A 25,635-nucleotide genomic window follows, 5' to 3' on the forward strand; every position below is an offset into this window, starting at 1 on the left:
TATTATTCTATTTTTTTAACCACTGCTTTCGGAGCTTCTTTACGTGTACCATCAAAACCATCTATTCCTCCAACTGTGGTATATTTCATTACGTATTTTTTATCTGGAAAAATACGCTGAAAAGCACTTTGACACATTAAGGTAGCTTCGTGAAAGCCACAAAGAATTAACTTTAATTTTCCTGGATAGGTATTTACATCGCCAATCGCATAAATACCAGGAATATTTGTTTGGTAATCTAATGCATTATTTACTTTAATAGCATTTTTTTCAATTTCTAATCCCCAATTTGCAATGGGTCCTAATTTTGGAGATAATCCAAAAAGCGGAATAAAATGATCACACTTTAACGTGTATTGTTCTTTATCCTTTTGTTCGATTAAAACACCTTTAACGGTATTTTCACCAACAATTCCTTTAACCTCGGCTGGTGTAACTAAATTAATCTTGCCTGCATCTTTTAACTCCTGCACTTTATCAACAGAATCTAACGCTCCGCGGAATTCGTTTCTACGGTGTACTAAAGTTACCGATTTAGCTATATCAGTTAAAAAGATAGACCAATCTAATGCCGAATCTCCACCTCCTGCAATGACCACATCTTTATCTCGGTAAAGCTCTGGCTCTTTAATCATGTACTCAACTCCCTTGTCCTCATAATCTACAATACCAGGAATTGGTGGTTTACGTGGCTCGAAACTTCCTAAACCACCTGCAATTGCTACTACAGGCGCTTTGTGTTTTGTGCCTTTATTAGTTGTTACTATAAAATTACCATCTTCTTGTTTTTCTATTGTCTCAGCGCGTTCTCCTAATGTAAACCCTGGTTCAAATTGTTTAATTTGTTCCATTAATTTATCGGTTAAATCGCCAGCTAAAATCTCTGGATACGCTGGTATATCGTAAATAGGTTTTTTAGGATAAATTTCTGAACATTGCCCTCCTTGCTGAGGCAATGCATCAATTAAATGACAACGTAATTTTAATAATCCTGCTTCAAATACGGTGAACAAGCCAGTTGGACCTGCTCCTATAATTAGTATATCTGTTTGTATCATTTTTATTACAAGAATTTTCTTTTTTATACTGAGATTCCTGCCTTTTGTTTGAAGACAGGAATGTGTATGCGTTAGTGATTGAGCGGTTTGTTTAAGCTCTTTTTAAAATATTATTCTATTTTAAAAAAGCGAGTAGCGAAAGCGCGCTCGAACGCCCAAAAATAATAAGTTTGCAGTTATTAAAACCTGATAAAAATCAAGTTTTATGCTACATTAATTACTTCTTCTATTGATGGAACATATTTTTTTATGGTTGCTTCAACGCCGTTTTTTAACGTCATTTGATTTACTGTACAGCCACTACAAGCCCCTTCTAACTGAACTTTTACTTTATTATTTTCGATAGATAATAACTTAATGTTTCCGCCGTCACTTATTAAAAAAGGACGAATTTCTTCTAGAGCTTTTTCTACGTTATCTTTTATTTCTGTTGCTGTCATAATCTTTTAACTATTTAGTACTACAACCGCTCATTGTAGTAATACGAACTACTTCGGTAGCTGGCAAATTAGCATTTCTTTTTAATAATTGAGAAACCATTTCTTTGGTTACATCTGTAAATGCTTTTTGTAAAGGAGTGTTTTCTTGTAATGCCACTGGATGACCAACATCACCTGCTTCACGAATACTTTGCACTAATGGTATTTCACCTAAGAAACTAGTTTCGATATCTTCAGCTAAATTTTTAGCACCGCCTTTACCAAAAATGTAATATTTATTTTCTGGTAATTCTTCTGGTGTAAAATACGCCATGTTTTCTACGATACCTAATACTGGTACATTAATACTTTCTTGCTTAAACATTGCAACACCTTTTTTAGCATCGGCTAAAGCAATGTTTTGCGGTGTACTTACCACTACGGCTCCGTTAATTGGTACTGCTTGTACGATTGATAAATGCACATCTCCTGTTCCTGGAGGTAAATCTATCAGTAAGAAATCTAATTCTCCCCAATCTGCATCAAAAATTAATTGATTTAATGCTTTTGAAGCCATTGGTCCACGCCAAATTACTGCTTGATCAGGGTCTGTAAAAAACCCTAGAGATAATAATTTTACGCCGTAATTTTCAACAGGTCTCATTTTAGAACGCCCGTCTACCTTTACTGCTAATGGCTTTTCTTTTTCAACATCAAACATTATGTGTTGAGATGGCCCATAAACATCCGCATCTAAGACACCAACTTTAAAACCCATTTTTGCTAAAGACACTGCCATATTAGAGGTAATGGTAGATTTACCTACACCTCCTTTACCAGACGCTATTGCTATAATATTTTGAATATTAGGAATTGATTTTCCTTTTATTTCATTAGGATTTTCTTTCTCTTTAACCTCAACTTTTACATTCACCTTTACATCGATTGCTTTATCAACATTTTCGTGAATTGCCTTCGTAATTTCTACTTCTGCCTTCTTTTTAGCCTGTAAAGATGGATTTGAAATTGTTACATCAACAATTACTTCGTTACCAAAAGTAACGATGTTTTTTATGTTTTCGTTTTCAACTAAACTCTTACCTTCTCCTGGTGCAGTAATAGTTTCTAACGCTTTGTATATATCTTGTTTTTTAAAACTCATTAGAGTGTTTAATTAAATTAATTAATACCGAGCTGCAAAGATACGTTTTAGGCGTCAGAAAATAAAGAGAGTTAGATTGTGATTCTTTATGAAGTTATAATTCTGTTTTATAGCATAGTTTTTAACTAAAAAAAAGAATATAATGCGCTTTGATTTAGATGCTAAAGCCCTTCTTCAGGTGGCAGTTCGTTTATTGGACTCCAAAAAACGTTTTCGAAATTTTGGATTTGATTTTCAATCACAATAATTCCTTCATTTTCTAAAAGCTGTTGCATTAAGTTTGTACCGTCGAAATGCTGTTTTCCCGTAAGTAGGCCAATTCGGTTTACTACTCTATGAGCCGGTATGTTTTTAGAATGAGAATTATTCATTGCCCAACCAACCATTCTTGCAGATCGCGCAGCACCTAAATAAGTTGCGATTGCACCATAACTAGTTACTCTTCCGTATGGAATTAGCTTTGCAACTTCGTAAACTCTTTCGAAAAAATTTTGATTTTTACTCACCGAGTAAAGTTAATAATTCAATTTAAAACGAATGTACGTAATTGGCTTTCCTTTCTCTAAATATTGTTTTTCGTAGAAAGTTTGGGTAGAAGTTACCTCTTCTGGTGCGCCTTCGTTTTTATACACGTTATGATTTGCGTGTATAATTTCATGACCTTCACCGTGCAATAAGCCTAAAGTATAACCGTGCATAAATTCGCTATCGGTTTTTAGGTTCATGATTCCGTCTTCTTTTAAAATATGATGATACCTTTTTAAGAATGCCGTATTGGTCATTCTATGCTTTGTACGCTGGTATTTTATTTGTGGATCTGGGAAAGTTATCCAAATTTCATCAACTTCATTTTCTGCAAAAATATAATCTACCAATTCTATTTGTGTTCTAATAAAGGCTACATTTTGCATGTCATTTTCTATTGCGGTTTTTGCACCACGCCAAAAACGAGCTCCTTTAATATCAATACCAATAAAATTTTTATCTGGATTTTTTTCTGCCAAAGCAATAGTATACTCTCCTTTACCACACCCCAACTCTAAAACAATTGGATTATCGTTTTTAAAAAAAGTATTCCATTTTCCTTTTAAAGAAAAATCACCAACTACTTCTTCTCTTGTAGGCTGAAGTACGTTAGCAAACGTTTCATTTTCTTTGAAACGTTTTAGTTTATTTTTGCTTCCCAATGTGTGTCTAAATTAAGCTTTATCTTCAGTTCCTTCTTTTAAGAAAGTTGCTGATTGCCACATCCAGTACCCAAATAATACGACTAACACCAATACAAATAACCAGTTTACAGCATTTGATGTCCACCATCCATAATCTCCTTTAGCAACTTCTAGTCGCAACCATTTGAACGGAATTAAAATGTACTGAAATAATTCTCCAATTAATCTAAAAATATTTAATCCTAACATAACTTGATTATCTTTACGTTTGCAAAAGTATAAAAAGAAACCATGTTAGCCAATTTTTTCGGTAAATCAAAACCTGTAAATTTCATAGTGCTGTTTGCGCTGTTTTTAATTTACTTTTTTTTTAGTTTATTTTCTAAAGAATTATCCTTTAATCTCTTTAAAGAAGTACTTGGATTTATTATTGTTTTTTCTATTTTTAATTTTATTCTTGTTAAAAATCAACTAACATTCGATAATTCTTTTGGTTTTTTATTTTTTATAATACTTATTGGTTTTTTTCCTGATGTACTAATTATTAATAGTACGTTTTATGCCTGTTTAACTGTTTTACTTTTTTTACGTAAAGTATATAGTTTACAGTCGCAAAAAAACACTCTTCATAAATTATTTGATGGCGGTTTGTGGCTTGGTGTTTCTTTCTTAATAGAACCTTATACTGTGTTATTTGCCGTGTTATTATACGTTTCTATTTACTTACATCAACAATTCACCTATCAAACATTATTAACTCCCGTAATAGGCTTTGGAAGTGTGATTTTTTTATTTTTTACATATTGTTTTTGGTATGATAAGGTAAATGAATTTTACCTTCTTTTCGATTGGATTTTTCACTACGACTTTAATCTATACTTAAGCCCCAAGTATCTATTTCAGAATATATTTATTGCTGTTTTTGTTATTGCAGCAATTTTTTTAAAAAGCCCAAAGGCATTAGCTGTACTTAACACCTTTAGAAAAAATTGGATTCTAACTGTTATTCATCTAGTAATTTCTTTATTAATTATTCTCTTAATGAGTAATAAAGCTAGTAGTGAATTGTTATTCGTGTTTTTTCCAGTCGCTATAATTTTAGCAAACGGATTAGAAATATATCAACACAAATGGGTTGGTGATGTATTATTATTGTTGTTTTTAATTGGTTCGGTTTTAACAAATTTTATGTAACGCTACATTTTAGTCCCGAAAGCCAAATCACCTGCATCCCCTAAACCCGGGACTATATATCCTTTATCGTTTAATCCATCATCAATATCTGCAATCCATAAATCAGTGTTTTCAGGAAAAAACTCTTCTATGTATGCCACTCCTGCTGCCGACCCTATTACGGATACTATTTCAATTTTTTTTGGTGTTCCGTATTTTTTAATTGCTTCATAAACCGCTACTATTGATCTACCTGTAGCTAACATAGGGTCAACTAGTAATAATGTTTTACCATCTATTGATGGAGAGGCGAAATACTCTACAACAATTTCAAACTCTTCATCATTATTAGGATGATGACGATAGGCTGATATAAAAGCATTTTCTGCATCATCAAAATAATTTAGTAACCCGTTATGTAATGGTAACCCTGCTCTAAGAATTGAACATAAAATTACATCGTTAACTGGTGTTTCTATAGATTTTATACCTAAAGGTGTTTTAATCTCTTTATTTTGAAAAGATAATTTCTTACTTAATTCATACCCTAAAACCTCACCTATTCGCTCAATATTTCTACGGAAACGCATAGAATCTTTTTGAATATCTACATTTCTTATTTCAGATAAAAACTTATTTAAAATGGATTTTTGGGTGGCTAACTGATGAATTTTCATAATTGTTTTTTTACACTGCAAAGAAACAGAAAATATTTAGCCTTTAATAAATTTCTTTAAACTCACTATTAATTCATCTCTGTCTTCAATGTGACTCATATGACCTCCTGATAATTTTATTAAAGGTGTATCTGTTCGTTTAGCTTCTTTAATAATAGATTTAAAGTTTATTACAGGATCGTTTTCACCAGCAATTATAATTCTCTTATCAATAGTTTTCAAAATAGCTTCTTTGTTAACTCTTAGTTGCATTCCTTTTGTTGCTGCAATATACCCTTGAACAGGAGTTTTTAAAGCTTCTTCTTTTATGGCGTCTATTTCTAATGAAAAAACTTCTCTAGTTTCAGCTGCAAATAAATTTGATATAGACATTTTCACTAAATTATTGTAATTAGTTTTTGCCATTTCACTTACTCTTATTCGCAACTTCTTTCGTTCTTCAGAATCTGCTTGTGCAGATGAATTCAATAAACATAATCCTTTTATACTCACTAAATATTTTTCTGCAAAAGCTAAAGAAACATAACCACCCATAGAATGACCTACTATATAAAATTTTCTGAGACGTAAAAAATTTAAAACTTCTTTTACCGCTTCTGCCATATCATTCATACTATGAACATAACCTATACAGTCTGATTTTCCATGACCTAAAAGATCAATACAAATTACCCTATTTTTTTTAGACAGTTCTTTTACCACTCCATTCCACATAGTAGCGTTTTCTAAAAAACCATGAAGCAAAACTACCGTAGTTCCTTTCCCAACATCTAAATATGCTATTTTACTATTTTTATAACTGATAAAGTTCTGCATCCTGCAAAAATATGTATCTTTCGCTTGTATTTTTATAAAATTATGTTAACCTCTCCATTTTATTTATTAGATAGTAAAACCGAAAAAAAAGTCACCTTTTTTTTGGCCATTATGACTATTTGCATTGGATACGCTATGCTAAGCATTGATTATTTTTTAATTAATGATATTTGTGAAAACGGAATTATATCTTTTGAGTTAGCCAAAGATATTCGCATATCTCAAGCTATTCTGAATTCTTGGGATGCAAATGCAAAAATTAATGCAGGTATAAGCTTAGGTCTCGATTTTTTATTCTTAACTATTTATCCAGCCTTAATAGGGTTGTTAATTCACAAACTCAATAAAATACTTTGGCGCGGAAAACCATTTTATTTAATTGGACTTGTCTTATTGTTTTCTCAATTTTTTACCGCCTGTTTTGATGCTATTGAAAATATAGGATTGATACATATATTATTAGGTAGTACTGATAAAAATTTAGCATTAATGGCTTACTACTTTGCTACTATAAAATTCACACTAATTATTGTTGCTCTTTTATACTTATTTATAAATTTTATCATCTATATAATTACAAACACAAATAAGAATGAATAAAACTAAAGATATATACATCACCGGTTTTGCCTTGTTTTCTATGTTTTTCGGAGCAGGAAACTTAATTTTACCTCCTTTTTTAGGTAAAAATTCGGGCGATTTATGGAGTTGGGTTACAATTGGTTTTTTTATTACCGCAGTATTCATTCCTATATTAGGAATTTTAGCACACGCCAAATTACAAGGTACTATGTACGACTTTGGTAAAAAAGTTTCTCCTACTTTTAGTCTTATATATTGTTTTGTTATCTATACAATTTGCATTGCGTTACCTGCACCAAGAACTGCTTCGGTTACTCATGAAATGGCTATTGCACCTTATTTTAATAATGTTAGCTCTTTAATCACCAGTAGTATTTACTTCGGATTTGTTTTTTTGTTTGCCATGAACCGATCTAAAATACTAAATATAATAGGTAAGTTTTTAACTCCGCTTATAATATGCATGTTACTTTCTATTATTTTTATTGGAATTTTTACCGCTCCAGATGCCATAAACACAAGTACTCTTAAAACACCTTTTGTTGATGGATTGCTAGAGGGCTATCAAACTTTCGATGCCATTGCTTCGATAGTAGTAGGTGGTGTTTTGGTCATCTCTATGAATTTTAACAAAGAAGCAACTTTTAACTCCAAAAAAGAACTGATAACTAAAGCCGGGTTTATCGCAGGTTTAGGGCTATTAATTATTTATGCTGGCCTTATTTACAATGGTGTTTTGTTTAGCTCAACTTTTACTGAAGGATCTAATAGAACAGAGATTTTAAAATCATTAAGCAACCAAACTTTAGGAAATATTGGTAGTGTTTTCTTAAGTGTTTTAGTTGCCTTAGCTTGCTTTACTACCGCTGTAGGAATTATTACTGGTACTGCTGATTATTTTAAAGGAATTAGTAACAACTCTCAAAAAGTGTTTACAATTACCGCAGTAATTGGATGTATTCTTGGCGTTTTAGTTGGTCAGTTTGATGTAACTTACATTATAAACATTGCGCTACCAGCATTGATGTTTATTTACCCAATAACAATTATTTTAATTATTTTAAATGTAATTTCAAACAAGTATACATCGAGCTTCGTTTTTAAAGTCGTAGTGCTCGTTACATTTATATTCAGCATCCCTGATTTTTTAGGTTTTATTATTCCGGGTGCATACTTAACAACTATTAAAAGCTTTATTCCTTTCGCTAATCATAGCCTAGGTTGGGTTATACCTGCTTTTATAAGTTTTATTTTAATAAATATTTTCCAAACAAAAAAGCTTGCATAACGCAAGCTTTTTTGTTTTTTAATTTTAGTTTTATACTAAAATCTATACCCTAAATTAATACCAACTCTTGGCACAACAGAGCGCGACTCTGAAGTAAACATATTTCTTCCTAAACCTCCGTAAACATCAACGATAAAACCACCTCCAGATATATATTTAGAACCTAAAGCAATACCTAAGGCACCGTCAATGTATTCGTTATTATTTTTTGTTCCATTATTAATACCTAAAAAAATCTCACCAAAATAATTCCAGTTATTGTTATTTGTAAAGTAATGACGGAAATATGGCGTAATCATCCATTCTTCATTGTATCTAAAATCAGATGATTTTTCCTCGAAATTAAATAATGCTGATATACCTATTGATGAACGACTAGCTGTATAATGCTCATATGAAACCTCTAAGGTTTTTAATGCCAAAGCATCTAATATATCTACTTTTACTTCTTGTTGTGCTTGTGCAAACGAGCTGACAAAAAGCACAGCTATTAAAAATATTTTTTTCATATTTAAATTTTAATAAATTTATAGAGACAAATTAATTACAGTACCACAAACATACATTAATTGCGTAAAGTGTTACAAACAAAAAACACATTATTTCTTGATTAAGAACAGTTACAATCTGTACTACAACCTTTGTTGTTGTTTTTAATAAAAAACTTTTTTACTAAAAAAAATACAGCTAAGCCTACTGCGATATAAGTAATAATTTCTTGCATTAACTTAAGGTTTGATATGCTATAAATGCTGATAAATATGCCAATGCTCCCATACCTATAAGTTGTACTATTGGCCATTTCCAACTTTTAGTTTCTCTTTTAACTATGGCTAAAGTAGCCATACATTGCATTGCAAATGCATAAAATAACAACAATGATATTCCGGTAGCAAAATTGTATCGTTTTTCGCCTGTATCACGGTTTATTTCGGCTGCCATTTTTTGTTTAATAGTTGATATGTTTTCATCATCATTTTCAACACTATAAATTGTTGCTAAAGTACCTATAAACACTTCTCTTGCAGCAAACGACGCTATTAAACCTATTCCTATTTTCCAATCGTAACCTAATGGCTTCACTACAGGCTCTATTGCTTTACCTGCAATACCTATATAAGAGTTTTCTAATTTAGCAGATGCTATTTTTTGCGATAATTCAGCAGCTGATAATTGTTGATTTGCAACATTTTCTATTACATTTTTCTCCGCATTTGAAAATGCTGATGGCCCGTTTGAAGCCAAAAACCATAATACAATTGAGATCGCTAAAATTATTTTTCCTGCTCCGAAAACAAAGGCTTTCGTTTTTTCTAATACGTCAAAAAACACGTTTTTAGCTGAAGGAAGCTTGTAATTAGGCATTTCTACTACAAAAAATGAGGTGTTGTTTATATTTAATGTTTTATGTAAAATATAGGCGCCTATTATTGCCGCTGCAAACCCAATAAAATACAAACCTAACAACGTTAATCCTTGTAAACTTAATATTCCGAATATTTTGGTGTCGGGAATTACCAAGGCTATTAAAATAGCATATACAGGTAAACGTGCTGAACAGGTTGTAAAAGGTGTTACTAAAATGGTTATTAAACGTTCCTTCCAACTAGAAATAGTTCGTGTTGCCATTATTGCAGGTATTGCACATGCAGTACCGGAAATTAACGGAATTACACTTTTACCACTCATTCCAAAACGACGCATAATTTTATCCATCAAAAAAACCACTCTGCTCATATAACCGGTTTCTTCTAGAATGGCAATAAATAAAAACAGAATGGCTATTTGCGGAATAAAAATAACAACACCTCCAATTCCTGGAATAATACCATCGGTTAACAAATCGGTAAACATTCCGGCAGGTAAGTTTGTTTTGGTAAAATCAGCAATGTTTGCAAATAAACCATCTATTAAATCCATAGGTTTAGATGCCCAATCGAAAACAGATTGAAAAATCAACAATAACAATCCGAAGAAAATAATATAACCGAATATTTTGTGTGTAAAAACACGATCTAACTTTGCGCGTAAGTCTGTTGCTTTAGAGGCATCAACCTTATATGTTTTATTTAAAATTGAATTTATTTTCTGATAGCGATAAATTGTTTCTTTATGTTGGTGTTTTTTTTGCTTAGAACCTCCGTCATTAAAAAACAGTAATTGCTCTTTTTCTATATCAGAAAGTAATGAAATATGCTGTTTTGTAAGCATCATCCATAATTCATACAGTGAAAAATTCGGACTTATTTTTTCTAGCTCACTAAAATAGTTTTTGTCTATTTTAGTAGAAATTTCATTAAAGTTAGAGTGTGATTTTAATAGGCTATAATTCTCAATTTCTTTTTTTACGTCGCTTATTCCTTCGTTTTTTCGTGCAGATATTAAAACTACTTTTGTGTGTAGTTCTTTTTCTAAATTTTCAACATCAATTAAAATACCTTTACGTTGCATTTGATCTGCCATATTTAAGGCTAAAATCGTTGGTATTTCTAAATCTTGAATTTGAGAAAAGAGTAATAAATTTCGCTTTAAATTCTCTACATCGGCAACCACTACAATTACATCTGGCTTTTCATCTTCTTGAGAATTTAACAGGGTTTTTAAAACAATACTTTCATCAATAGAGGTAGGATTGATACTGTATGTTCCTGGTAAATCGGTAATAATCGCCGTGTTTTTATCTGACAATTTACAAGTTCCTTGTTTTTTATCGACCGTTACACCAGGGTAATTACCAACTTTTTGATTTAAACCCGTTAGCTGGTTAAATAATGATGTTTTTCCCGTGTTTGGGTTTCCAACCAAAGCTACTCTAATACGCTTATCCATCAGTTAAATTTTGGTAATTACAATTTTGCTTGCCGTTTCTCTTCGTATTGCCAAATGACTGCCGTTTACACAAATGTATAAAGGGTCTTTAAAAGGAGCTACCTGTAACAACTCTACTTCTGTTCCTGGCAAGCAACCCATTTCTAATAATTTTAATGGAATAACATCCAAACATTGTTCAGATATAATTCCTCTTTCTCCGAGCTGTAAATTTGCAATTGAATTCAAATGACACGTTTAAATTGGCCTGCAAATATACTAAAATAGAACCATTCTAAACAATTAGCCTTAAACAATCTGTTGTTTCTTTTTATTGGTTGTTCTCTGTATTTGAAATCTTATATTTGTTGCATGACTTTCGATGAAATTATAGGACAGGAACATATTAAAAAGCATTTACAACAATCTGCTGAAAACAACCGAATTCCGCATGCACAACTTTTTGTTGGCAAAGAAGGTTCTGGTACTTTGCCTATGGCAATTGCTTATGCTCAGTATTTATTATGTAAATCATCAAGCAATGAAGAGGCTTGTAATATAAAGTGTAACAAACTACAACATCCCGATTTACATTTTGCTTTTCCTGTAACCACAAACGATGCTGTAAAAAAACATCCTGTTAGTAATTTATTTTTAAATGACTGGAGAAGTTTTATTAAAACACAACCTTACGGAAGTATTTTCGACTGGTCTAAACATATTGGTGTAGAAAATAAACAAGGTCAAATAGGTGTTGATGAAGCCTTAGATATTGTTAAAAAACTACAGTTAAAATCATACGAAGGCGGTTTTAAAATAATGATTATTTGGATGGCTGAAAAAATGAATATTGCAGCTTCTAATAAATTATTAAAATTAATTGAAGAACCGCCAAATAAAACCATTTTCTTATTAATCACTGAAGATGAAGAGCAAATTATAAACACTATAAAATCTCGCTGCCAAGCATTAAACTTCCCTTCTTTAAGCGATGCCGACATTGCAAATACTTTAATTAAAAACGAAAATGTTGCAGAAAATGAAGCGATAAAAATAGCGCATCAATCCGAAGGGAATTATAACAAAGCATTACATATATTAAACAACAACTCTAATGATTTAGTTTTTGAAGAATGGTTTATTACATGGATTCGCGCTGCTTTTAAAGCCAAAGGAAACGCTGCTGTGATTCAGGATTTAATAAAATGGTCTGAAGCTATTGCAAAGTCTGGTAGAGAAACACAAAAACAATTTTTACAATATTGTTTACAGTTTTTTAGGCAAGCATTGCTACTAAATTATGGAACACCCGATTTAGTTTTTCTAGAAACAAAATCTGCTAATTTTCAGTTAGAAAAATTTGCACCTTTTATACACAGTACAAATATATTGGTTATTGAAAAGGAAGTGAGTGATGCTCAATATCATATTGAAAGAAACGGAAATGCTAAAATAATTTTATTAGATTTATCAATTAAATTAACTCGCCTTTTACACACTAAGGAAGAAAAAATAAACCTATAAATTTGATAAACATCAAAAACATATCGCTACGAATTAGAATCTTTTTATCAATGATACTGTTAGTGTTATTGGCTTTTATTTTAATTTTAATTGTCACCATATTGCAATACGGTGAACAAACCGATGATTATAATGTTTTACGCTTTAACAGAAAAGAAAGTGCGACAAAACACGATATAGAAATCGAATTAAAACGAAAAACAACATACCCTATTACTACTAATAATTTAGCTAAAATATTTCAAGATCGTATTTACGATATTGCATATGTTCATAAACTTACCGTATCTATGTACGATATGGATGGGAATCTTTTAAAATCGTCTATTCCTTATAATTTTGATAAAAAAAAAGGCACTAATTTAGCTTTAGATATTATAAAAGAACTCGCTAACAACTCCGACCATAAAGTTGTAAAAGGCAGAAATGAAAAAGGAATTACATATCAATCATCTTATACCTATATAAATGACACCAGGTTTAAACGAATTGGTATTTTAGAGTTACAAATAGCACAAGATAATGAGGAACAAGAAAGAGAATTACGTGAGTTTATATCGCGCTTATTATTAGTTTATCTTTTAATGTTTATTACTGCTATTTCATTAGCTTATTTTTTATCGAGTTATATTACACGTTCTATTCAAGCCATTTCAGAAAAAATTAAAGAAACACGTTTAAATCAACGAAATGAAAAAATTACATTAAACTCTGCTAGTTCAGAAATAAACTCTTTGATTGATTCATACAATAATATGATTGATCAGCTAGAAGAAAGTGCTGTAAAACTTGCTAAAAGTGAACGAGAACAAGCGTGGAGAGAAATGGCCAAACAAGTGGCACATGAAATAAAAAACCCGCTAACACCAATGCGTCTTTCTGTACAAAGTTTCGACCGGCGATTTAATCCTGAAGACCCGAACATTAAAACAAAAATGTCTGAATACAGTGAAACATTAATTCAGCAAATTGATGTAATGAGCTCTATTGCTTCTGCTTTTTCAGACTTTGCAAAAATGCCTACACAACGTCGCGAAAGGTTAGATGTAGTTGATATTGTTAAACATTCTTTAGATATTTTCTCGGAGGATTATATACATTATATTCCTAAAGAAAAGGAGCTCTTTGCCTATTTAGATAAAACACAATTAATTAGAATTTTAACTAATTTAATAAAAAATGCTACACAGGCAATTACAGAGAACGAAACTGCCCCTAGGATTGAAGTGAAAGTAACCTCTGAAGGCAATAATGTTAAAATTACAGTTTCTGATAACGGAAAAGGAATTATAGATAAAAATAAAGAATTAATTTTTGAACCTAAATTCACGACAAAAACAAGCGGAATGGGCTTAGGTTTAGCTATGATAAAAAACATAATTGAAGCATATGATGGTTCTATCAGTTTTACATCAACAGAAGGAGTAGGAACCGTTTTTACTGTAATTTTACCTAAAACTTAAAAATAGCGCCTTGCGTATTTTCGACAGGCCTTAAAAACTTAATCAAATGAATTTCGAAAACATCTTAGTAACTATTACAAACCAACTAGCAACAATTACTATTAACAGGCCTAAAAAGTTAAATGCTTTAAATAGTGCTACAATTGAAGAGTTAAGCACTGCTTTTGAAAGCTTAGAAGATGACATAAATGTAAAAACAATTATAATCACCGGAAGTGGTGAAAAAGCATTTGTAGCGGGTGCTGATATTTCTGAGTTTGCAAATTTCTCTGTAGAAGAAGGTAGTAGATTGGCTAGATTAGGGCAGGAATCTTTATTTAACCTAGTAGAAAATTTATCAACTCCTGTAATTGCTGCTGTAAATGGTTTTGCTTTAGGTGGTGGATTAGAATTAGCAATGGCTTGTCATTTTAGAGTAGCATCAGACAATGCTAAAATGGGATTACCAGAAGTGTCTTTAGGTGTAATTCCTGGTTATGGTGGTACACAGCGCTTGCCTCAATTAGTTGGTAAAGGAAAAGCAATGGAATTAATTATGACAGCAGGAATGATCTCTGCAGAAGAAGCTAAACAATGGGGACTAGTAAATCATGTTGTATCTTTAGAAGAACTAATGCCTTTAGCAGAAAAGCTAGCTAGTAAAATAATGCGCAATTCTTCTGTAGCAATTAGCGCTGCAATTAGAGCCGTAAATGATAACTTTAAAGATGGTGTAAATGGTTATGAAACTGAAATAGCTGAGTTTGGTGATTCTTTTGGTACGGAAGATTTTAAAGAAGGAACAACTGCTTTTTTAGAAAAAAGAAAACCAAATTTTCCAGGATAATAATTTATGGCACTTAAAAAACTTCTTGTTTACTTTCTTTTTTTATTGACTTCTAATCTTTTATCTCAAGAGATTAATAAGGATAGCTATAAAGAAGAACTACTTAAGCTTTCGAATACCTTTAAAACAGAAAGTGAGGCAAGAAATCAAGTTGTTTTAATTCAGAAAATGCTAAACCTGTCTGAAAAGCATAAAGATACTTTTCAGACAATTAGGTTGTTGCATCAAATGGGGCGTAAGTCTCAATTTCTTAACGAGTACCAAGTCTCAATAAAATCTTTTAAAAAAGAATTAGACCTATTTAAAGTTTATAATTTAAGCAAACAAGAAAAAGAAATTATAGATGAGTTAAAAATTACACTTATCGAAATAATAATTCAGCTAGGTAATAGTTATGCTGCTGTGGGTGAAACAAAAACTGCTTTAGCCTTTTATTCTGAATGTGAACGTATTGCTAACCAACAAAACTTACAATTTTATAAAGCTGTTATACCTATACTTATTGGAGAGATGAATTTTTCGGCAGGGGATTATAAAAAAGCTCTTGTAAATTATAAAAAAGGATTAAAAAAACTACAAATAACAACTGAAATTGATCAATTAAATAGAAATTTTAACAGCGCAATAACACTAACAAGCATTAGCAACACCTACTTGAAGCTTAAAAGAATAGATTCTGCTAAACTAGTATTAAAAAAAGCTAGAAAACAGGGATTAGATACTCTTAATAATTTTATTAAGATAGGTTTTTATACTCAAAACGCTAAAATATTAATTGCAGAAGAAAAATATTCTGAAGCTCTAAATAAAATTGAGCAATTAAAGGTTTTAAGTCACAAACACGACCCTAATGCTGGAAACTACTATTATTACAAAGAATTAACAGCTGCTTATACTGGTTTAAAAAAATACGATTCCGCTATTGTCGTTATGGAGGAAGGAATTGCAATCGGACTAAAAAAAACCAAAGAATTTAATTTAGTTGAAGATTATAAAACACTTGCAAAAATTTACAAAAAGTCTGGTAATATTGAAAAATCAAATGAATATTTCGAAAAATATGCTTTAAACCAAACAGCCTTAGAAAAAAACAAAAAAAACATTATAAATTCTTTTCACAATAAAGAGTTATCTAATTTAGAGTTAGAAAAAGAAAATCAAAAAAGAACAACTAAATACTTAATAATAACTATTACTATTATCATCCTTTTACTTGTTTTATACTTACTTCTTTTATCTAGTAGAAAGAAAAAAAACTCTGTGCGTTTTATTAAATTATTAAACAAGATAGAATCTCTAGAGCAACAGCAAAAAATAATAGACACCAAAGATGATGTTCTTGAGGAAAAATTATCTACAGACATTAATAAAGAAACTTTTAATGAAATTTTAGCAGGGCTGCATAAAATAGAAGAACAACATTATTATTTAAAACAAGAGTGTAATTCATATAATATTGCACGAAAAATAAAGACAAACACTTCTTATTTGTCTAAAGTTATAAATACACATTATCAGAAAAATTTTAATACTTATATCAATGATTTAAGAATAAACTATGCCATCTTAAAGCTAAAAGAAGATACTAAATTTAGGGCTTATGCAGTTCAATCTATCTCTGAAGAAATAGGCTATAAAAGTACAGATTCGTTTACAAAATACTTTAGAAAAAGAACAGGAATACTACCTTCGGTTTATATTAAAAAATTAAACTCTATTTCCTAAATAATTTTATTTAAAATAATAAAACTCTTATTTAAACCCTAAATTTATAAATTTAGGGCTTCTTACTTATAACAACTTTTCAAAAAAACAACAAAACATAAAAACCTATATAACAGATATTTACACCTAAAACTAATACCCTAATTTTCTTAAAATAGGTTTACTTTACTTTCATAAAGGTATATTATGTATAATATTTGTTCCAGGAAATTAATCCTAATAAATAAATTAGAAGCATGAAGAAATTGACTAAAACAATAGTAAGAACAACTTTATTCTTATGTCTTGGCGGCTTATTTGGTTATACAGTTGCAAGTACTGTAAAAAGCATAGATAAATCAAGTAATATTATAGAGGTATTAAAAGACAATTGCGACTGCAAGGAAGTTAACCAAATTATATATGCAAAAGGAATTCAGATTGGCAAAAACGGATTAAGCACTGAAAAAGGAGAATATCAATTTGTTGATTGTAAGTTTGATTCTGCTAGAAAAGAAGCGGAAAAAATTCAAAACCTATTAAAATCTAAGATTAAAGATTATGAGAGTATCGATTTATTAGAGTTTGAGTTCATAAACGGAAAAAGAACTGAAATAATAGTTATTAAAAATGGTGTAATTCAATAAAAGGCAAATTATGATATCAATAATTACTAATATAATCATAAAAAGTATAACTATAATTACTGCTTTTTTATCAGTAATATTTTAATAAAAAATATTACCACTAATTAAATATAAGCATGTCTTTTAACATATATCCATGGTAACAAACACCTTACCTGTTAAACAATAAAAAAGCATCTAGAAGTCTAGATGCTTTTTTAACAATTAAGGGGGTTGTTGTAATTAATAAAGGGGATTATTAACGCTTAAGACAAATATATATTATTTCTAAATACTCTCAACATTTATTGCGTTTTTTTTAATAAAAAAATAAAAAAAATAAACTATTCCTAAATTAAAACCTATTTTACTCCATTAAACTCATTATAAAACTGCTGTAAAAAACCTTCCATATAGGCATGTCTACTATTTGCTATTTTCTTACCCGTTTTTGTATTCATCTTGTCTTTTAATAGTAATAGTTTCTCATAAAAATGATTAATTGTTGGCGCTGTTGATTTTTTATATTCTTCTTTTGTCATATTTAAGTTAGGGGCAATTTCAGGGTCATACATAACGCTGTTTTTAAACCCTCCATAATTAAAGCAACGAGCAATTCCAATCGCTCCAATCGCATCTAGCCTATCTGCATCCTGAATCACACTTAGTTCTGGTGAGCTAAATTTTTCTTCGTAAGACAATGTAGATTTAAAAGAAATATAATTAATAATATTTTCAATATGAATAATAACCTCTTTCGCTACTTGTTCACCTTCTAAAAACTTACGCGCTATTTTTGGCCCTACAGTTTCATCTCCGTCATAAAACTTAGCATCGGCAATATCGTGTAATAATGCGCCAAGCGACACTATAAATTCATCAACATCTTCATCTTTGGCTATCAGTAAAGCATTTTTATATACACGTTCTATATGAAACCAATCATGCCCGCCCTCTGCATCTTTTAGTGTTTCTTTTACAAATGCTATTGTATTTCTAATTATTAGTTCATTTTTCATTCTTCAAAAATAAAAATCCTGTACTAATTAGCACAGGATTGTATAAATATAAAATTACATTTTAAACTGTAATCGATTCTATAATCAATTTATTTGCGACTAAATATTCCGCTATTTGTACCGTATTAGTTGCGGCCCCTTTACGAAGGTTATCAGAAACAATCCAAAGATTTAAAGTGTTATCTTGAGATTCATCTCTACGAATTCTACCCACAAAAACTTCATCTTTATTATGCGCTGTAATTGGCATTGGATATAAATTATTTGCTACATCATCTTGCACTATAATTCCTGCAGTATTATTTAAAATTTCACGAACTTCCTTTAAATCGAAATCATTTTTAAACTGTACGTTTACAGCTTCTGAATGCCCTCCTGCTGTAGGAATTCTTACCGCAGTTGCAGTGACTGAAAAAGAATCATCTCTTAAAATCTTCTTTGGCTCTTTTACTAATTTCATTTCTTCCTTGGTGTATCCGTTTTCTAAAAAAACGTCACAATGTGGCAAAGCGTTTCTTCCTATTTTATGAGGGTAAGCCATTTCGCCTTCAATACCAGCCTCTTCGTTATCTAATTGCTGAACTGCTTTTATACCAGTTCCTGAAACAGATTGATAGGTAGAAATTACCACACGCTTCATCGTGTATTTTTTATGCAAAGGCGCTAATGCCATTACTAACTGAATCGTAGAACAGTTAGGATTTGCAATAATTTTATCTTCTGATGTTAACACATCTCCGTTAATTTCTGGAACTACTAATTTTTTGGTTGGATCCATTCTCCAAGTAGAAGAATTATCAATTACCGTGGTGCCAATTTCTGCAAACTTTGGTGCCCAAATTAAAGAAGTTTCTCCTCCTGCAGAAAATAACGCCAAATCTGGCTTCATTTTAACGGCTGTTTCTAAACCAACAACAGTATATTCCGTTCCTTTAAAATCAATTTTATTACCAACTGAACGCTCTGAGGCAACAGGAATTAATTCTGTTACTCGAAAATTACGTTCTGCTAGTATTTGTAACATTACATTACCTACCATTCCCGTGGCACCAACAACTGCTACTCTCATTTTTTATTATTTAGTTGTGTTAATCTATAAAACACAAAGGTTTAAAAAAATTGAATTAGTTGTATCTGTTTTTATTGATATTTTTACTTAAAGTTCAAAAAACATCAAATTGCAGTAAAAAGTGTGGTTTTAAACATTAAAAATCAAAAAAGAAGTACATTTGCAAAGATTTTATAGAAATCACCATATATTTTGACTAACTAAAAAAAGTATAGCATGCAACTGTACAATAAGTTAAGCGCAAAAGAACGCGCTGCATTAATTGACGAAGCCGGTAAGGATCGTTTAACTATTTCTTTCTATCAATACTTTAAGATAGAAAATCCACAATTATTTAGAGATAAATTATTCCTAGAATGGAATGAATTAGAGGTTCTTGGTAGAACTTACGTTTCTTACGAAGGAATTAACGCACAAATGTCTGTTCCTGCGGATAATTTCTTACAACTGAAAGAACAATTAGATGCTATTTCTTTTTTAAAAGATATTCGATTAAATGTTGCGGTTGAACACGATAACAAATCGTTTTTAAAACTAAAAGTAAAGGTTCGTAACAAGATTGTTGCCGATGGTTTAAATGATGACACTTTTGATGTTACTGATAAAGGTGTGCATTTAAATGCTAAAGAATTTAATAAAATGTTAGCGAACCCAAACACTGTTTGTGTGGATATGCGTAATCATTACGAAAGTGAAATTGGGCATTTTGATGGCGCAATTACTCCCGATGTAGATACTTTTCGAGATTCTTTAGATATTATTGAAGAAGATTTAAAAGACAACAAAGAAGATAAAAATTTATTGATGTATTGTACTGGTGGAATTCGTTGCGAGAAGGCTTCTGCATATTACAAACACAAAGGTTTTAAAAATGTGTTTCAATTAGAAGGCGGAATTATAGAATATACACGTCAGGTAAAAGATGAAGGTGTTGAGAATAAGTTTATTGGTAAAAATTTCGTTTTCGATCACCGAAGAGCGGAGCGAATTACAGACGATGTGGTTTCTAATTGCCACCAATGTGGGGAATCATCTGATGAGCATGTAAATTGTGAGAATCAAGCGTGTCACTTATTATTTATTCAATGTAAATCTTGTTCAGAGAAAATGAATACTTGTTGTTCTGACGAATGTAAAGAGATTGCTGCATTGCCTTTTGAAGAGCAAAAAGAGCTTCGTAGAGGAAAAGGAAATAGTAATAAAATTTTCAAAAAAGGAAGATCTGAAGTCCTAAAATTTAAGAAATAAATCAATTTTAAAGCGCTCTTTCGAGCGCTTTTTCTTTTTAAATGAGTAATTTCATCTTCTAATTTAGCATCCTAAAAATGTCTCTTCAACCACCTTATCGTAAAATTATTCATGTAGACATGGATGCCTTTTATGCTTCGGTTGAGCAATTAGACAATCCTGACTTAAGAAACAAACCTCTTGCTGTTGGTGGTAATGAAATACGAGGTGTGGTTTCGGCGGCCAGCTACGAAGCTCGTAAATTTGGCGTTAGATCAGCTATGAGTGGCATGTTGGCCAAAAAAAAATGCCCCCACTTAATCTTTGTTCCTCCTCGGTTTGCTCGTTACAAAGAAATCTCTTCTAAAATTAGAGCTATTTTTTACGATTATACCGATTTGGTAGAACCACTGTCTTTAGATGAAGCTTATTTAGATGTTACCGATAACAAAAAAAGTAATTTATCAGCTAGTTTAATTGCCGAAGAAATTCGTGAACGTATTTGGAACGAACTCGAATTAAGAGCATCCGCAGGAATATCAATAAATAAATTTGTGGCTAAAATAGCGTCTGATATTAATAAACCTAACGGTCAGAAAACTATTAATCCTCATGAAGTTATTCCTTTTTTAGAAGAGCTATCTGTCAATAAATTTTATGGAGTTGGTAAAGTTACCGCTGCTAAGATGCACAATTTAGGAATTTTTAAAGGATTAGACTTAAAGAAAAAAACACTAGAAGAGCTTACTCTTTTATTTGGAAAATCTGGACTGCATTATTACAATATTGTGAGGGGGATTCATAATAACGAAGTAAAACCGAATAGAGTTAGAAAATCGGTTGCTGCTGAAACTACTTTTAATGAAAATTTATCTTCTGAAATTTTTATGCTCCAACGTCTCGAAAAAATAGCAGATGAGTTAGAACGCAGAATGAAAAAGTCAAATACTAAAGGAAAAACTGTTACTTTAAAAATAAAGTATAGTGATTTTACACAACAAACTAGAAGTAAAACTATTAACGATTATATTCAGGATAAAAAAGATTTTTATCCTATTATAAAAGAGTTACTATATCAAGAATCTTTAAAAAATTCTGTTCGTTTACTTGGTATTTCTTTTAGCAATCTAAACACTGAAATAAAAGAAGCGACGTGGGTACAGTTAAAATTCAATTTTTAAATTAGTGGTAATTTTAAAGATACTTTTGTTCCCTTCGCCTTACCATTCTCACTAATTAAATCATTATAAACTAGCGAAAAATCTCTTTGGAATTGAGATGAAAAATTTGCTAATCTTTCTTTTGTTAAATCAATCCCTATTGATTTACGATTTAACGTCTTATTGCTTTTAATCCTAAAAGCCTCTTTTCTTCCTATACCATTATCTTCTATATCTATTTGAATAAACTCGTCCGATATTTTATTTACCGATAGCATCACTTTTTTTACTCCTTTTTTTGAAGACAAGCCATGCCATATAGCGTTTTCTAAGAAAGGTTGTAAGATTAATGGTGGAATCTTAATAACCTCTAGATTAATGTTAGTCCCTATTTTTTCTTCATATATTATTTCATTTGAAAACCTAATGTTTTCAATGCTCATATATAAGTTCATTGTTTTAAATTCTTCTGCTACTGTCACTTCCTTTACTGTAGTAGATTCTAAAATATTTCTAATTAGTTTTGAAAATTTATTTAAATAACGAACTGCATTTTTTTGTTCATTATTAATAATATATAATTTAATAGAGTTTAATGCATTGAACACAAAATGAGGGTTCATTTGAATTCGTAAAGCATCTTGTTCTAATAACAATATTTGTTTGTCATTTTTTAATAAACGCTGTCTATATATTGAATATAATAAAACACCAAACAAAGCAATAGACACCAATGCTATGATTAAAATATTACGATTTCTTAATAATTTTAATTTTGAAATTTCATTTTCTTTTGCTAATTGTTTAATCTTATTTGTATTTACTTCACTATCATACCTGTCGATAAGGCTATTTACATAACTAATATTTTTACCACTAAACATCCGTCTTTCAATAGCTATAGATTTATGATAATAAAATAGTGCTTTTTTATAATTTTCTTTTTTTTGATATAGTTCTGATAAGTAGGAATACGATAGTGTTAAACTTGATAGAATATTATTTTCTATTCCTATTTTTAAGGATCTTTCTAAATAATCCTTTGCCTGCTTATCTTTATTTAGTTTTAAAGAGACCCACCCCATGGTGTTATATACTTCTGATATATAATACCTGTTTCCTGTCTCTTCTGCGGCTGTAATAACCTCAATAATATATCTATAGGCTTCTTTATAATTTCCTTTTTTTATTAAAATATCAGCGATACTGTTATGACAAATTACTTTACCTAACATATCGTTATTTAAAATATTATACGTTAATGATTTTTGGTAATTTTTTAAAGCTAAGTCTAAATCTCCAATGTTCTTAAGAGCAAACCCTATGTTTTGGTGATTAATAGCCAAGCCTCTTATGTCTTCTAATTTTTCCTGTATAAGAATAGATTTCTTAAACTTATCTAAAGCTCTTCCATATTGTTTTAAAGCCAAATAAATATTTCCTATACTGTTAACTGTTATACTATTACTTATTTTTATGTCTTCATTAGGGTTGGATACTTTAGAGATAATCTCTAAAGCTGCCTGATGTTGGTTTAATGCTAATCTTATCTTATCCTGACGTCTATAAACAACACCTAACTGATTTAACGTAACAATCTCCGCTTCTTTGCTGTTTATTTCTTTAGCTAACCTTAATGCCTCTGAATGTTCCTCAATAGCCTTATCAAACTCTGTAGTACTTCTATATAAACGTCCTTGAATATTTCTTGTAAATATTTCTCCTATCTGATAATTATTTTTTTTACTTTTTGATAACAGAGATTTTAATTGTTTTTCGGTAAATCGGACTCTTTTAAAATGTTTTTGAAGCTCAAAATAATTTGATACTTTTTTTTCTATAGCACTTACAATTAAACTGTCAACATTTCTCTGAGCTAAACAGATAGTGCTAGTAAAAAAAAATGCGCTAATTATAAGGAACTGTTTCATTTTTTAAAATTTTTCTAAGAAGTCAGATTTCCTTTGACGTGAGACAGGTATTTTATGATTATCTTCTAAAATCACATAACCATCTGACCGTAAAAATTCTTTAATCTTATTTAAATTAATAATAAATGAGTTATGAATTCTAAAAAAATGATCTTCTGGGAGTAATAAATTAATTTCTTTCAGCTTCTTTGTTACTACTATTTTTTTATTATTTATTGTATGTATAGAGCAGTAGTTACCATCAGATTCAACAAATAAAATTTCCGCCTCCTCTAAGAAAATTAATTTACCGTCAGTATTTATAGTTATTTTTCTTTTTTTGAATTTTTTATTGAAGTTTGAAAGTATTTGCTCAAATTTTTCTTGACTATTATTTTTAATATGATGACTTTTAACCCTGTTTAAAGTTTCTTCTAAATCATCTGAATCAACAGGTTTAAGTAAATAATCAATTGCTTCATTTTTTAAAGCCTTAATCGCATATTCATTATAGGCCGTAGTTATCACAATTGCAAAATCTTTTTTATCTAATTTTTCAAGTAATTGAAAACCATCCATTGTTGGCATTTCAATATCTAAAAAAAGACAATCAATAGCATTATTATTAATATATTTTATAGCCTTTTCTGCTTCTGTAAATGTTTTTATAATCTCTAAATCATTATCAAAATTAGACAATTCCCATGTAAGGCCTTGTATAGCTTTAGGTTCATCGTCAACAATTACAGCTTTTAGCATAAAGTAAGATTTCTACCAAATGTAACTGATATTAATGTAAAAATAAAACTCAAAAACATAAAAAGTCAGATTTAAAAAGACAAAAAACTACCTAAAAAAACGTTAGAAAAACCATTCACACATAAATCTACCCCATTTACACATAATTGATTTTATAAAATATATTTTCGTTGCATATTTGCAGTATAATACACAAGGGATCATCGTTGATAAATTGGGGGATTAATCAATAATGAAATTAAAAAAACATCACTTTACTGAAGTGATGTTTTTTTTGTTTTATCATTTTGTGCTTTTAGAACACAAAAAAGCTCAAACAACAAGTGTTTGAGCTTTAATTTATTAAATCGAAAATTTCTTAAGCCTCGAAAGGAACTATAGAAACGTATGATCTGTTGTCTCTTTTCTTTCTGAATTCAACTACACCATCAACTCTAGCATGTAAAGTATGATCTTTTCCCATGTAAACATTTTCACCTGGGTTGTGAGTTGTTCCTCTTTGACGAACAATAATGTTCCCTGCAATTGCAGCTTGTCCTCCAAAAATCTTTACTCCTAGTCGTTTCGATTCTGATTCTCTACCGTTCTTCGAACTACCGACACCTTTTTTATGAGCCATCTCTCTAAGTTTTTAAAGTTAATTATTTGCTTAACGCTTCAATTAATTCAGCTTTCTTTAAAGAAGTATATCCTGTGATACCACTTTCTTTAGCTAAAGCTTTTAATTCAGCAACAGTCATTGAACTTAAGTCCTTAGATTCCGCTTTCACTTCTACCTTAGGAGCTGCTGCTTTAGTTACTGTTTTTTTAGCACCAGATGCAGCAATACCTTCGATTTGAATCTCAGTTAAATACTGTCTGTGTCCGTTTTTCTTCTTGTAACCTTTTCTTCTTTTCTTCTTGAAAACGATTACTTTATCACCTTTTAAGTGACGTAATACCTTTGCAGTTACTCCTGCACCTGTTATAGCTGGGGCGCCAATAGTTACGTTCCCTTTGTCTTCAATTAGCATTACATTATCAAAAATTACTTCTGATCCTTCTGCGTCTTGTAAACGGTGTACGAATACCTTTTGGTCTTTTGCTACTTTAAATTGCTGCCCTGCTATCTCTACGATTGCGTACATACTTTTTGTTTTGCGTTATACTTATTTTACACCTTCTTAATGAAAATGCGGATGCAAATATACGTTTTT

The 25,635-nt window shown here is 30.5% G+C and carries 27 protein-coding genes; 10 read left to right on the top strand and 17 right to left on the bottom strand.

Annotation, left to right across the window (positions count from 1 at the left end; all coding sequences use genetic code 11):
- Window positions 1-2: 2 nt before the first annotated feature.
- From ACQ629_RS07675 to ACQ629_RS07700, 6 genes are all read right to left on the bottom strand, one after another.
- Window positions 3-1,058 carry an NAD(P)/FAD-dependent oxidoreductase gene (locus ACQ629_RS07675; protein WP_483703765.1) on the bottom strand — a complete coding sequence of 352 codons (1,056 nt, stop codon included), beginning with the start codon at window positions 1,056-1,058 and terminating at the stop codon, window positions 3-5.
- 203 nt (window positions 1,059-1,261) lie between these two features.
- Entirely contained in the window at window positions 1,262-1,498 is a 237-nt protein-coding gene (locus ACQ629_RS07680) for a NifU family protein (RefSeq protein WP_218771730.1), read from the bottom strand.
- A 10-nt stretch (window positions 1,499-1,508) separates the two neighbouring features.
- Window positions 1,509-2,639, bottom strand: a complete 1,131-nt coding sequence (locus ACQ629_RS07685; RefSeq protein WP_483703768.1) for an Mrp/NBP35 family ATP-binding protein — start codon at window positions 2,637-2,639, stop codon at window positions 1,509-1,511.
- 161 nt (window positions 2,640-2,800) lie between these two features.
- Window positions 2,801-3,145 (bottom strand): MGMT family protein, encoded by a 345-nt coding sequence (locus tag ACQ629_RS07690; RefSeq protein ID WP_483703770.1) that lies wholly within the window; start codon window positions 3,143-3,145, stop codon window positions 2,801-2,803.
- Window positions 3,146-3,154: 9 nt separating this feature from the next.
- On the bottom strand, window positions 3,155-3,826 hold the full coding sequence (gene trmB / locus ACQ629_RS07695) for a tRNA (guanosine(46)-N7)-methyltransferase TrmB (protein ID WP_483703772.1): 672 nt from the start codon (window positions 3,824-3,826) through the stop codon (window positions 3,155-3,157).
- Between the two features lie 12 nt (window positions 3,827-3,838).
- Window positions 3,839-4,057: a DUF6341 family protein gene (locus tag ACQ629_RS07700; RefSeq protein WP_483703774.1), complete on the bottom strand. Its 219-nt coding sequence runs from the start codon at window positions 4,055-4,057 to the stop codon at window positions 3,839-3,841.
- A gap of 42 nt (window positions 4,058-4,099) precedes the next feature.
- On the opposite strand from ACQ629_RS07700, the gene ACQ629_RS07705 reads away from it, so the two are divergent.
- Window positions 4,100-5,002 (top strand): DUF6427 family protein, encoded by a 903-nt coding sequence (locus ACQ629_RS07705; protein ID WP_483703777.1) that lies wholly within the window; start codon window positions 4,100-4,102, stop codon window positions 5,000-5,002.
- A gap of 2 nt (window positions 5,003-5,004) precedes the next feature.
- On the opposite strand, the gene upp is transcribed toward ACQ629_RS07705, so the two are convergent.
- Window positions 5,005-5,658, bottom strand: a complete 654-nt coding sequence (gene upp / locus ACQ629_RS07710; protein WP_483703779.1) for a uracil phosphoribosyltransferase — start codon at window positions 5,656-5,658, stop codon at window positions 5,005-5,007.
- Between the two features lie 36 nt (window positions 5,659-5,694).
- The gene (locus ACQ629_RS07715; protein WP_483703781.1) at window positions 5,695-6,474 is read right to left on the bottom strand and encodes an alpha/beta fold hydrolase; all 780 of its coding nucleotides are present in this window, start codon (window positions 6,472-6,474) and stop codon (window positions 5,695-5,697) included.
- 24 nt (window positions 6,475-6,498) lie between these two features.
- Here ACQ629_RS07715 and ACQ629_RS07720 point away from each other — a divergent pair, with 24 nt between their 5' ends.
- On the top strand, window positions 6,499-7,074 hold the full coding sequence (locus ACQ629_RS07720; protein WP_483703783.1) for a hypothetical protein: 576 nt from the start codon (window positions 6,499-6,501) through the stop codon (window positions 7,072-7,074).
- Complete coding sequence (brnQ, locus tag ACQ629_RS07725) at window positions 7,067-8,344, top strand: branched-chain amino acid transport system II carrier protein (RefSeq protein ID WP_483703785.1); 1,278 nt, start codon at window positions 7,067-7,069, stop codon at window positions 8,342-8,344. Before ACQ629_RS07720 ends, brnQ begins: the two co-directional genes overlap by 8 nt.
- Before the next feature lie 35 nt (window positions 8,345-8,379).
- Here brnQ and ACQ629_RS07730 read toward each other — a convergent pair whose 3' ends face one another.
- From ACQ629_RS07730 to ACQ629_RS07740, 3 genes are all read right to left on the bottom strand, one after another.
- The gene (locus ACQ629_RS07730) at window positions 8,380-8,853 is read right to left on the bottom strand and encodes a DUF3575 domain-containing protein (RefSeq protein ID WP_483703787.1); all 474 of its coding nucleotides are present in this window, start codon (window positions 8,851-8,853) and stop codon (window positions 8,380-8,382) included.
- A gap of 214 nt (window positions 8,854-9,067) precedes the next feature.
- A complete protein-coding gene (gene feoB / locus ACQ629_RS07735; RefSeq protein ID WP_483703789.1) occupies window positions 9,068-11,173 on the bottom strand; it encodes a ferrous iron transport protein B in 2,106 nt (701 codons plus the stop codon).
- 3 nt (window positions 11,174-11,176) lie between these two features.
- A complete protein-coding gene (locus ACQ629_RS07740) occupies window positions 11,177-11,401 on the bottom strand; it encodes a FeoA family protein (protein WP_483703791.1) in 225 nt (74 codons plus the stop codon).
- A gap of 123 nt (window positions 11,402-11,524) precedes the next feature.
- On the opposite strand from ACQ629_RS07740, the gene ACQ629_RS07745 reads away from it, so the two are divergent.
- From ACQ629_RS07745 to ACQ629_RS07765, 5 genes are all read left to right on the top strand, one after another.
- The gene (locus tag ACQ629_RS07745; protein WP_483703793.1) at window positions 11,525-12,676 is read left to right on the top strand and encodes a DNA polymerase III subunit; all 1,152 of its coding nucleotides are present in this window, start codon (window positions 11,525-11,527) and stop codon (window positions 12,674-12,676) included.
- Between the two features lie 50 nt (window positions 12,677-12,726).
- Window positions 12,727-14,139, top strand: a complete 1,413-nt coding sequence (locus tag ACQ629_RS07750; RefSeq protein WP_483703795.1) for a sensor histidine kinase — start codon at window positions 12,727-12,729, stop codon at window positions 14,137-14,139.
- A gap of 46 nt (window positions 14,140-14,185) precedes the next feature.
- The gene (locus ACQ629_RS07755; protein WP_483703797.1) at window positions 14,186-14,965 is read left to right on the top strand and encodes an enoyl-CoA hydratase/isomerase family protein; all 780 of its coding nucleotides are present in this window, start codon (window positions 14,186-14,188) and stop codon (window positions 14,963-14,965) included.
- Between the two features lie 6 nt (window positions 14,966-14,971).
- Window positions 14,972-16,690, top strand: coding sequence for a helix-turn-helix domain-containing protein (locus tag ACQ629_RS07760; protein ID WP_483703799.1), 1,719 nt, complete (start codon window positions 14,972-14,974; stop codon window positions 16,688-16,690).
- A 236-nt stretch (window positions 16,691-16,926) separates the two neighbouring features.
- Window positions 16,927-17,316 (top strand): hypothetical protein, encoded by a 390-nt coding sequence (locus tag ACQ629_RS07765; protein WP_483703801.1) that lies wholly within the window; start codon window positions 16,927-16,929, stop codon window positions 17,314-17,316.
- Between the two features lie 341 nt (window positions 17,317-17,657).
- On the opposite strand, the gene ACQ629_RS07770 is transcribed toward ACQ629_RS07765, so the two are convergent.
- Together ACQ629_RS07770 and ACQ629_RS07775 are read right to left on the bottom strand one after the other, a co-directional pair.
- Entirely contained in the window at window positions 17,658-18,314 is a 657-nt protein-coding gene (locus ACQ629_RS07770) for an HD domain-containing protein (RefSeq protein ID WP_483703803.1), read from the bottom strand.
- Window positions 18,315-18,375: 61 nt separating this feature from the next.
- Window positions 18,376-19,383 (bottom strand): aspartate-semialdehyde dehydrogenase, encoded by a 1,008-nt coding sequence (locus ACQ629_RS07775; protein ID WP_483703805.1) that lies wholly within the window; start codon window positions 19,381-19,383, stop codon window positions 18,376-18,378.
- A gap of 216 nt (window positions 19,384-19,599) precedes the next feature.
- On the opposite strand from ACQ629_RS07775, the gene trhO reads away from it, so the two are divergent.
- On the top strand, window positions 19,600-20,631 hold the full coding sequence (gene trhO / locus ACQ629_RS07780) for an oxygen-dependent tRNA uridine(34) hydroxylase TrhO (protein WP_483703807.1): 1,032 nt from the start codon (window positions 19,600-19,602) through the stop codon (window positions 20,629-20,631).
- Between the two features lie 77 nt (window positions 20,632-20,708).
- The gene (gene dinB, locus ACQ629_RS07785; protein WP_483703809.1) at window positions 20,709-21,791 is read left to right on the top strand and encodes a DNA polymerase IV; all 1,083 of its coding nucleotides are present in this window, start codon (window positions 20,709-20,711) and stop codon (window positions 21,789-21,791) included.
- Here dinB and ACQ629_RS07790 read toward each other — a convergent pair.
- From ACQ629_RS07790 to rplU, 4 genes are all read right to left on the bottom strand, one after another.
- Window positions 21,788-23,701: a tetratricopeptide repeat-containing sensor histidine kinase gene (locus ACQ629_RS07790; protein WP_483703811.1), complete on the bottom strand. Its 1,914-nt coding sequence runs from the start codon at window positions 23,699-23,701 to the stop codon at window positions 21,788-21,790. The genes dinB and ACQ629_RS07790 overlap by 4 nt on opposite strands.
- A 3-nt stretch (window positions 23,702-23,704) precedes the next feature.
- Window positions 23,705-24,439 carry a LytR/AlgR family response regulator transcription factor gene (locus tag ACQ629_RS07795; protein WP_483703813.1) on the bottom strand — a complete coding sequence of 245 codons (735 nt, stop codon included), beginning with the start codon at window positions 24,437-24,439 and terminating at the stop codon, window positions 23,705-23,707.
- Window positions 24,440-24,797: 358 nt separating this feature from the next.
- Window positions 24,798-25,058: a 50S ribosomal protein L27 gene (gene rpmA / locus ACQ629_RS07800; protein ID WP_218771755.1), complete on the bottom strand. Its 261-nt coding sequence runs from the start codon at window positions 25,056-25,058 to the stop codon at window positions 24,798-24,800.
- Window positions 25,059-25,080: 22 nt separating this feature from the next.
- A complete protein-coding gene (gene rplU / locus ACQ629_RS07805) occupies window positions 25,081-25,566 on the bottom strand; it encodes a 50S ribosomal protein L21 (RefSeq protein ID WP_260585517.1) in 486 nt (161 codons plus the stop codon).
- Between the last annotated feature and the right edge of the window lie 69 nt (window positions 25,567-25,635).

The organism is Tenacibaculum sp. SM2510 (assembly GCF_057002845.1).

What these genes read in the sequence shown, in the direction of transcription:
- ACQ629_RS07715 (WP_483703781.1), bottom strand. Translation starts at nt 6,474, where the DNA reads ATGCAGAACTTTATCAGTTATAAAAATAGTAAAATAGCATATTTAGAT.
- rplU (WP_260585517.1), bottom strand. Translation starts at nt 25,566, where the DNA reads ATGTACGCAATCGTAGAGATAGCAGGGCAGCAATTTAAAGTAGCAAAA.
- ACQ629_RS07795 (WP_483703813.1), bottom strand. Translation starts at nt 24,439, where the DNA reads ATGCTAAAAGCTGTAATTGTTGACGATGAACCTAAAGCTATACAAGGC.
- ACQ629_RS07760 (WP_483703799.1), top strand. Translation starts at nt 14,972, where the DNA reads ATGGCACTTAAAAAACTTCTTGTTTACTTTCTTTTTTTATTGACTTCT.
- ACQ629_RS07770 (WP_483703803.1), bottom strand. Translation starts at nt 18,314, where the DNA reads ATGAAAAATGAACTAATAATTAGAAATACAATAGCATTTGTAAAAGAA.
- ACQ629_RS07765 (WP_483703801.1), top strand. Translation starts at nt 16,927, where the DNA reads ATGAAGAAATTGACTAAAACAATAGTAAGAACAACTTTATTCTTATGT.
- ACQ629_RS07685 (WP_483703768.1), bottom strand. Translation starts at nt 2,639, where the DNA reads ATGAGTTTTAAAAAACAAGATATATACAAAGCGTTAGAAACTATTACT.
- ACQ629_RS07745 (WP_483703793.1), top strand. Translation starts at nt 11,525, where the DNA reads ATGACTTTCGATGAAATTATAGGACAGGAACATATTAAAAAGCATTTA.
- ACQ629_RS07755 (WP_483703797.1), top strand. Translation starts at nt 14,186, where the DNA reads ATGAATTTCGAAAACATCTTAGTAACTATTACAAACCAACTAGCAACA.
- rpmA (WP_218771755.1), bottom strand. Translation starts at nt 25,058, where the DNA reads ATGGCTCATAAAAAAGGTGTCGGTAGTTCGAAGAACGGTAGAGAATCA.
- feoB (WP_483703789.1), bottom strand. Translation starts at nt 11,173, where the DNA reads ATGGATAAGCGTATTAGAGTAGCTTTGGTTGGAAACCCAAACACGGGA.
- ACQ629_RS07790 (WP_483703811.1), bottom strand. Translation starts at nt 23,701, where the DNA reads ATGAAACAGTTCCTTATAATTAGCGCATTTTTTTTTACTAGCACTATC.
- trhO (WP_483703807.1), top strand. Translation starts at nt 19,600, where the DNA reads ATGCAACTGTACAATAAGTTAAGCGCAAAAGAACGCGCTGCATTAATT.
- dinB (WP_483703809.1), top strand. Translation starts at nt 20,709, where the DNA reads ATGTCTCTTCAACCACCTTATCGTAAAATTATTCATGTAGACATGGAT.
- ACQ629_RS07680 (WP_218771730.1), bottom strand. Translation starts at nt 1,498, where the DNA reads ATGACAGCAACAGAAATAAAAGATAACGTAGAAAAAGCTCTAGAAGAA.
- ACQ629_RS07775 (WP_483703805.1), bottom strand. Translation starts at nt 19,383, where the DNA reads ATGAGAGTAGCAGTTGTTGGTGCCACGGGAATGGTAGGTAATGTAATG.
- brnQ (WP_483703785.1), top strand. Translation starts at nt 7,067, where the DNA reads ATGAATAAAACTAAAGATATATACATCACCGGTTTTGCCTTGTTTTCT.
- ACQ629_RS07750 (WP_483703795.1), top strand. Translation starts at nt 12,727, where the DNA reads ATGATACTGTTAGTGTTATTGGCTTTTATTTTAATTTTAATTGTCACC.
- ACQ629_RS07730 (WP_483703787.1), bottom strand. Translation starts at nt 8,853, where the DNA reads ATGAAAAAAATATTTTTAATAGCTGTGCTTTTTGTCAGCTCGTTTGCA.
- ACQ629_RS07675 (WP_483703765.1), bottom strand. Translation starts at nt 1,058, where the DNA reads ATGATACAAACAGATATACTAATTATAGGAGCAGGTCCAACTGGCTTG.
- ACQ629_RS07705 (WP_483703777.1), top strand. Translation starts at nt 4,100, where the DNA reads ATGTTAGCCAATTTTTTCGGTAAATCAAAACCTGTAAATTTCATAGTG.
- upp (WP_483703779.1), bottom strand. Translation starts at nt 5,658, where the DNA reads ATGAAAATTCATCAGTTAGCCACCCAAAAATCCATTTTAAATAAGTTT.
- ACQ629_RS07700 (WP_483703774.1), bottom strand. Translation starts at nt 4,057, where the DNA reads ATGTTAGGATTAAATATTTTTAGATTAATTGGAGAATTATTTCAGTAC.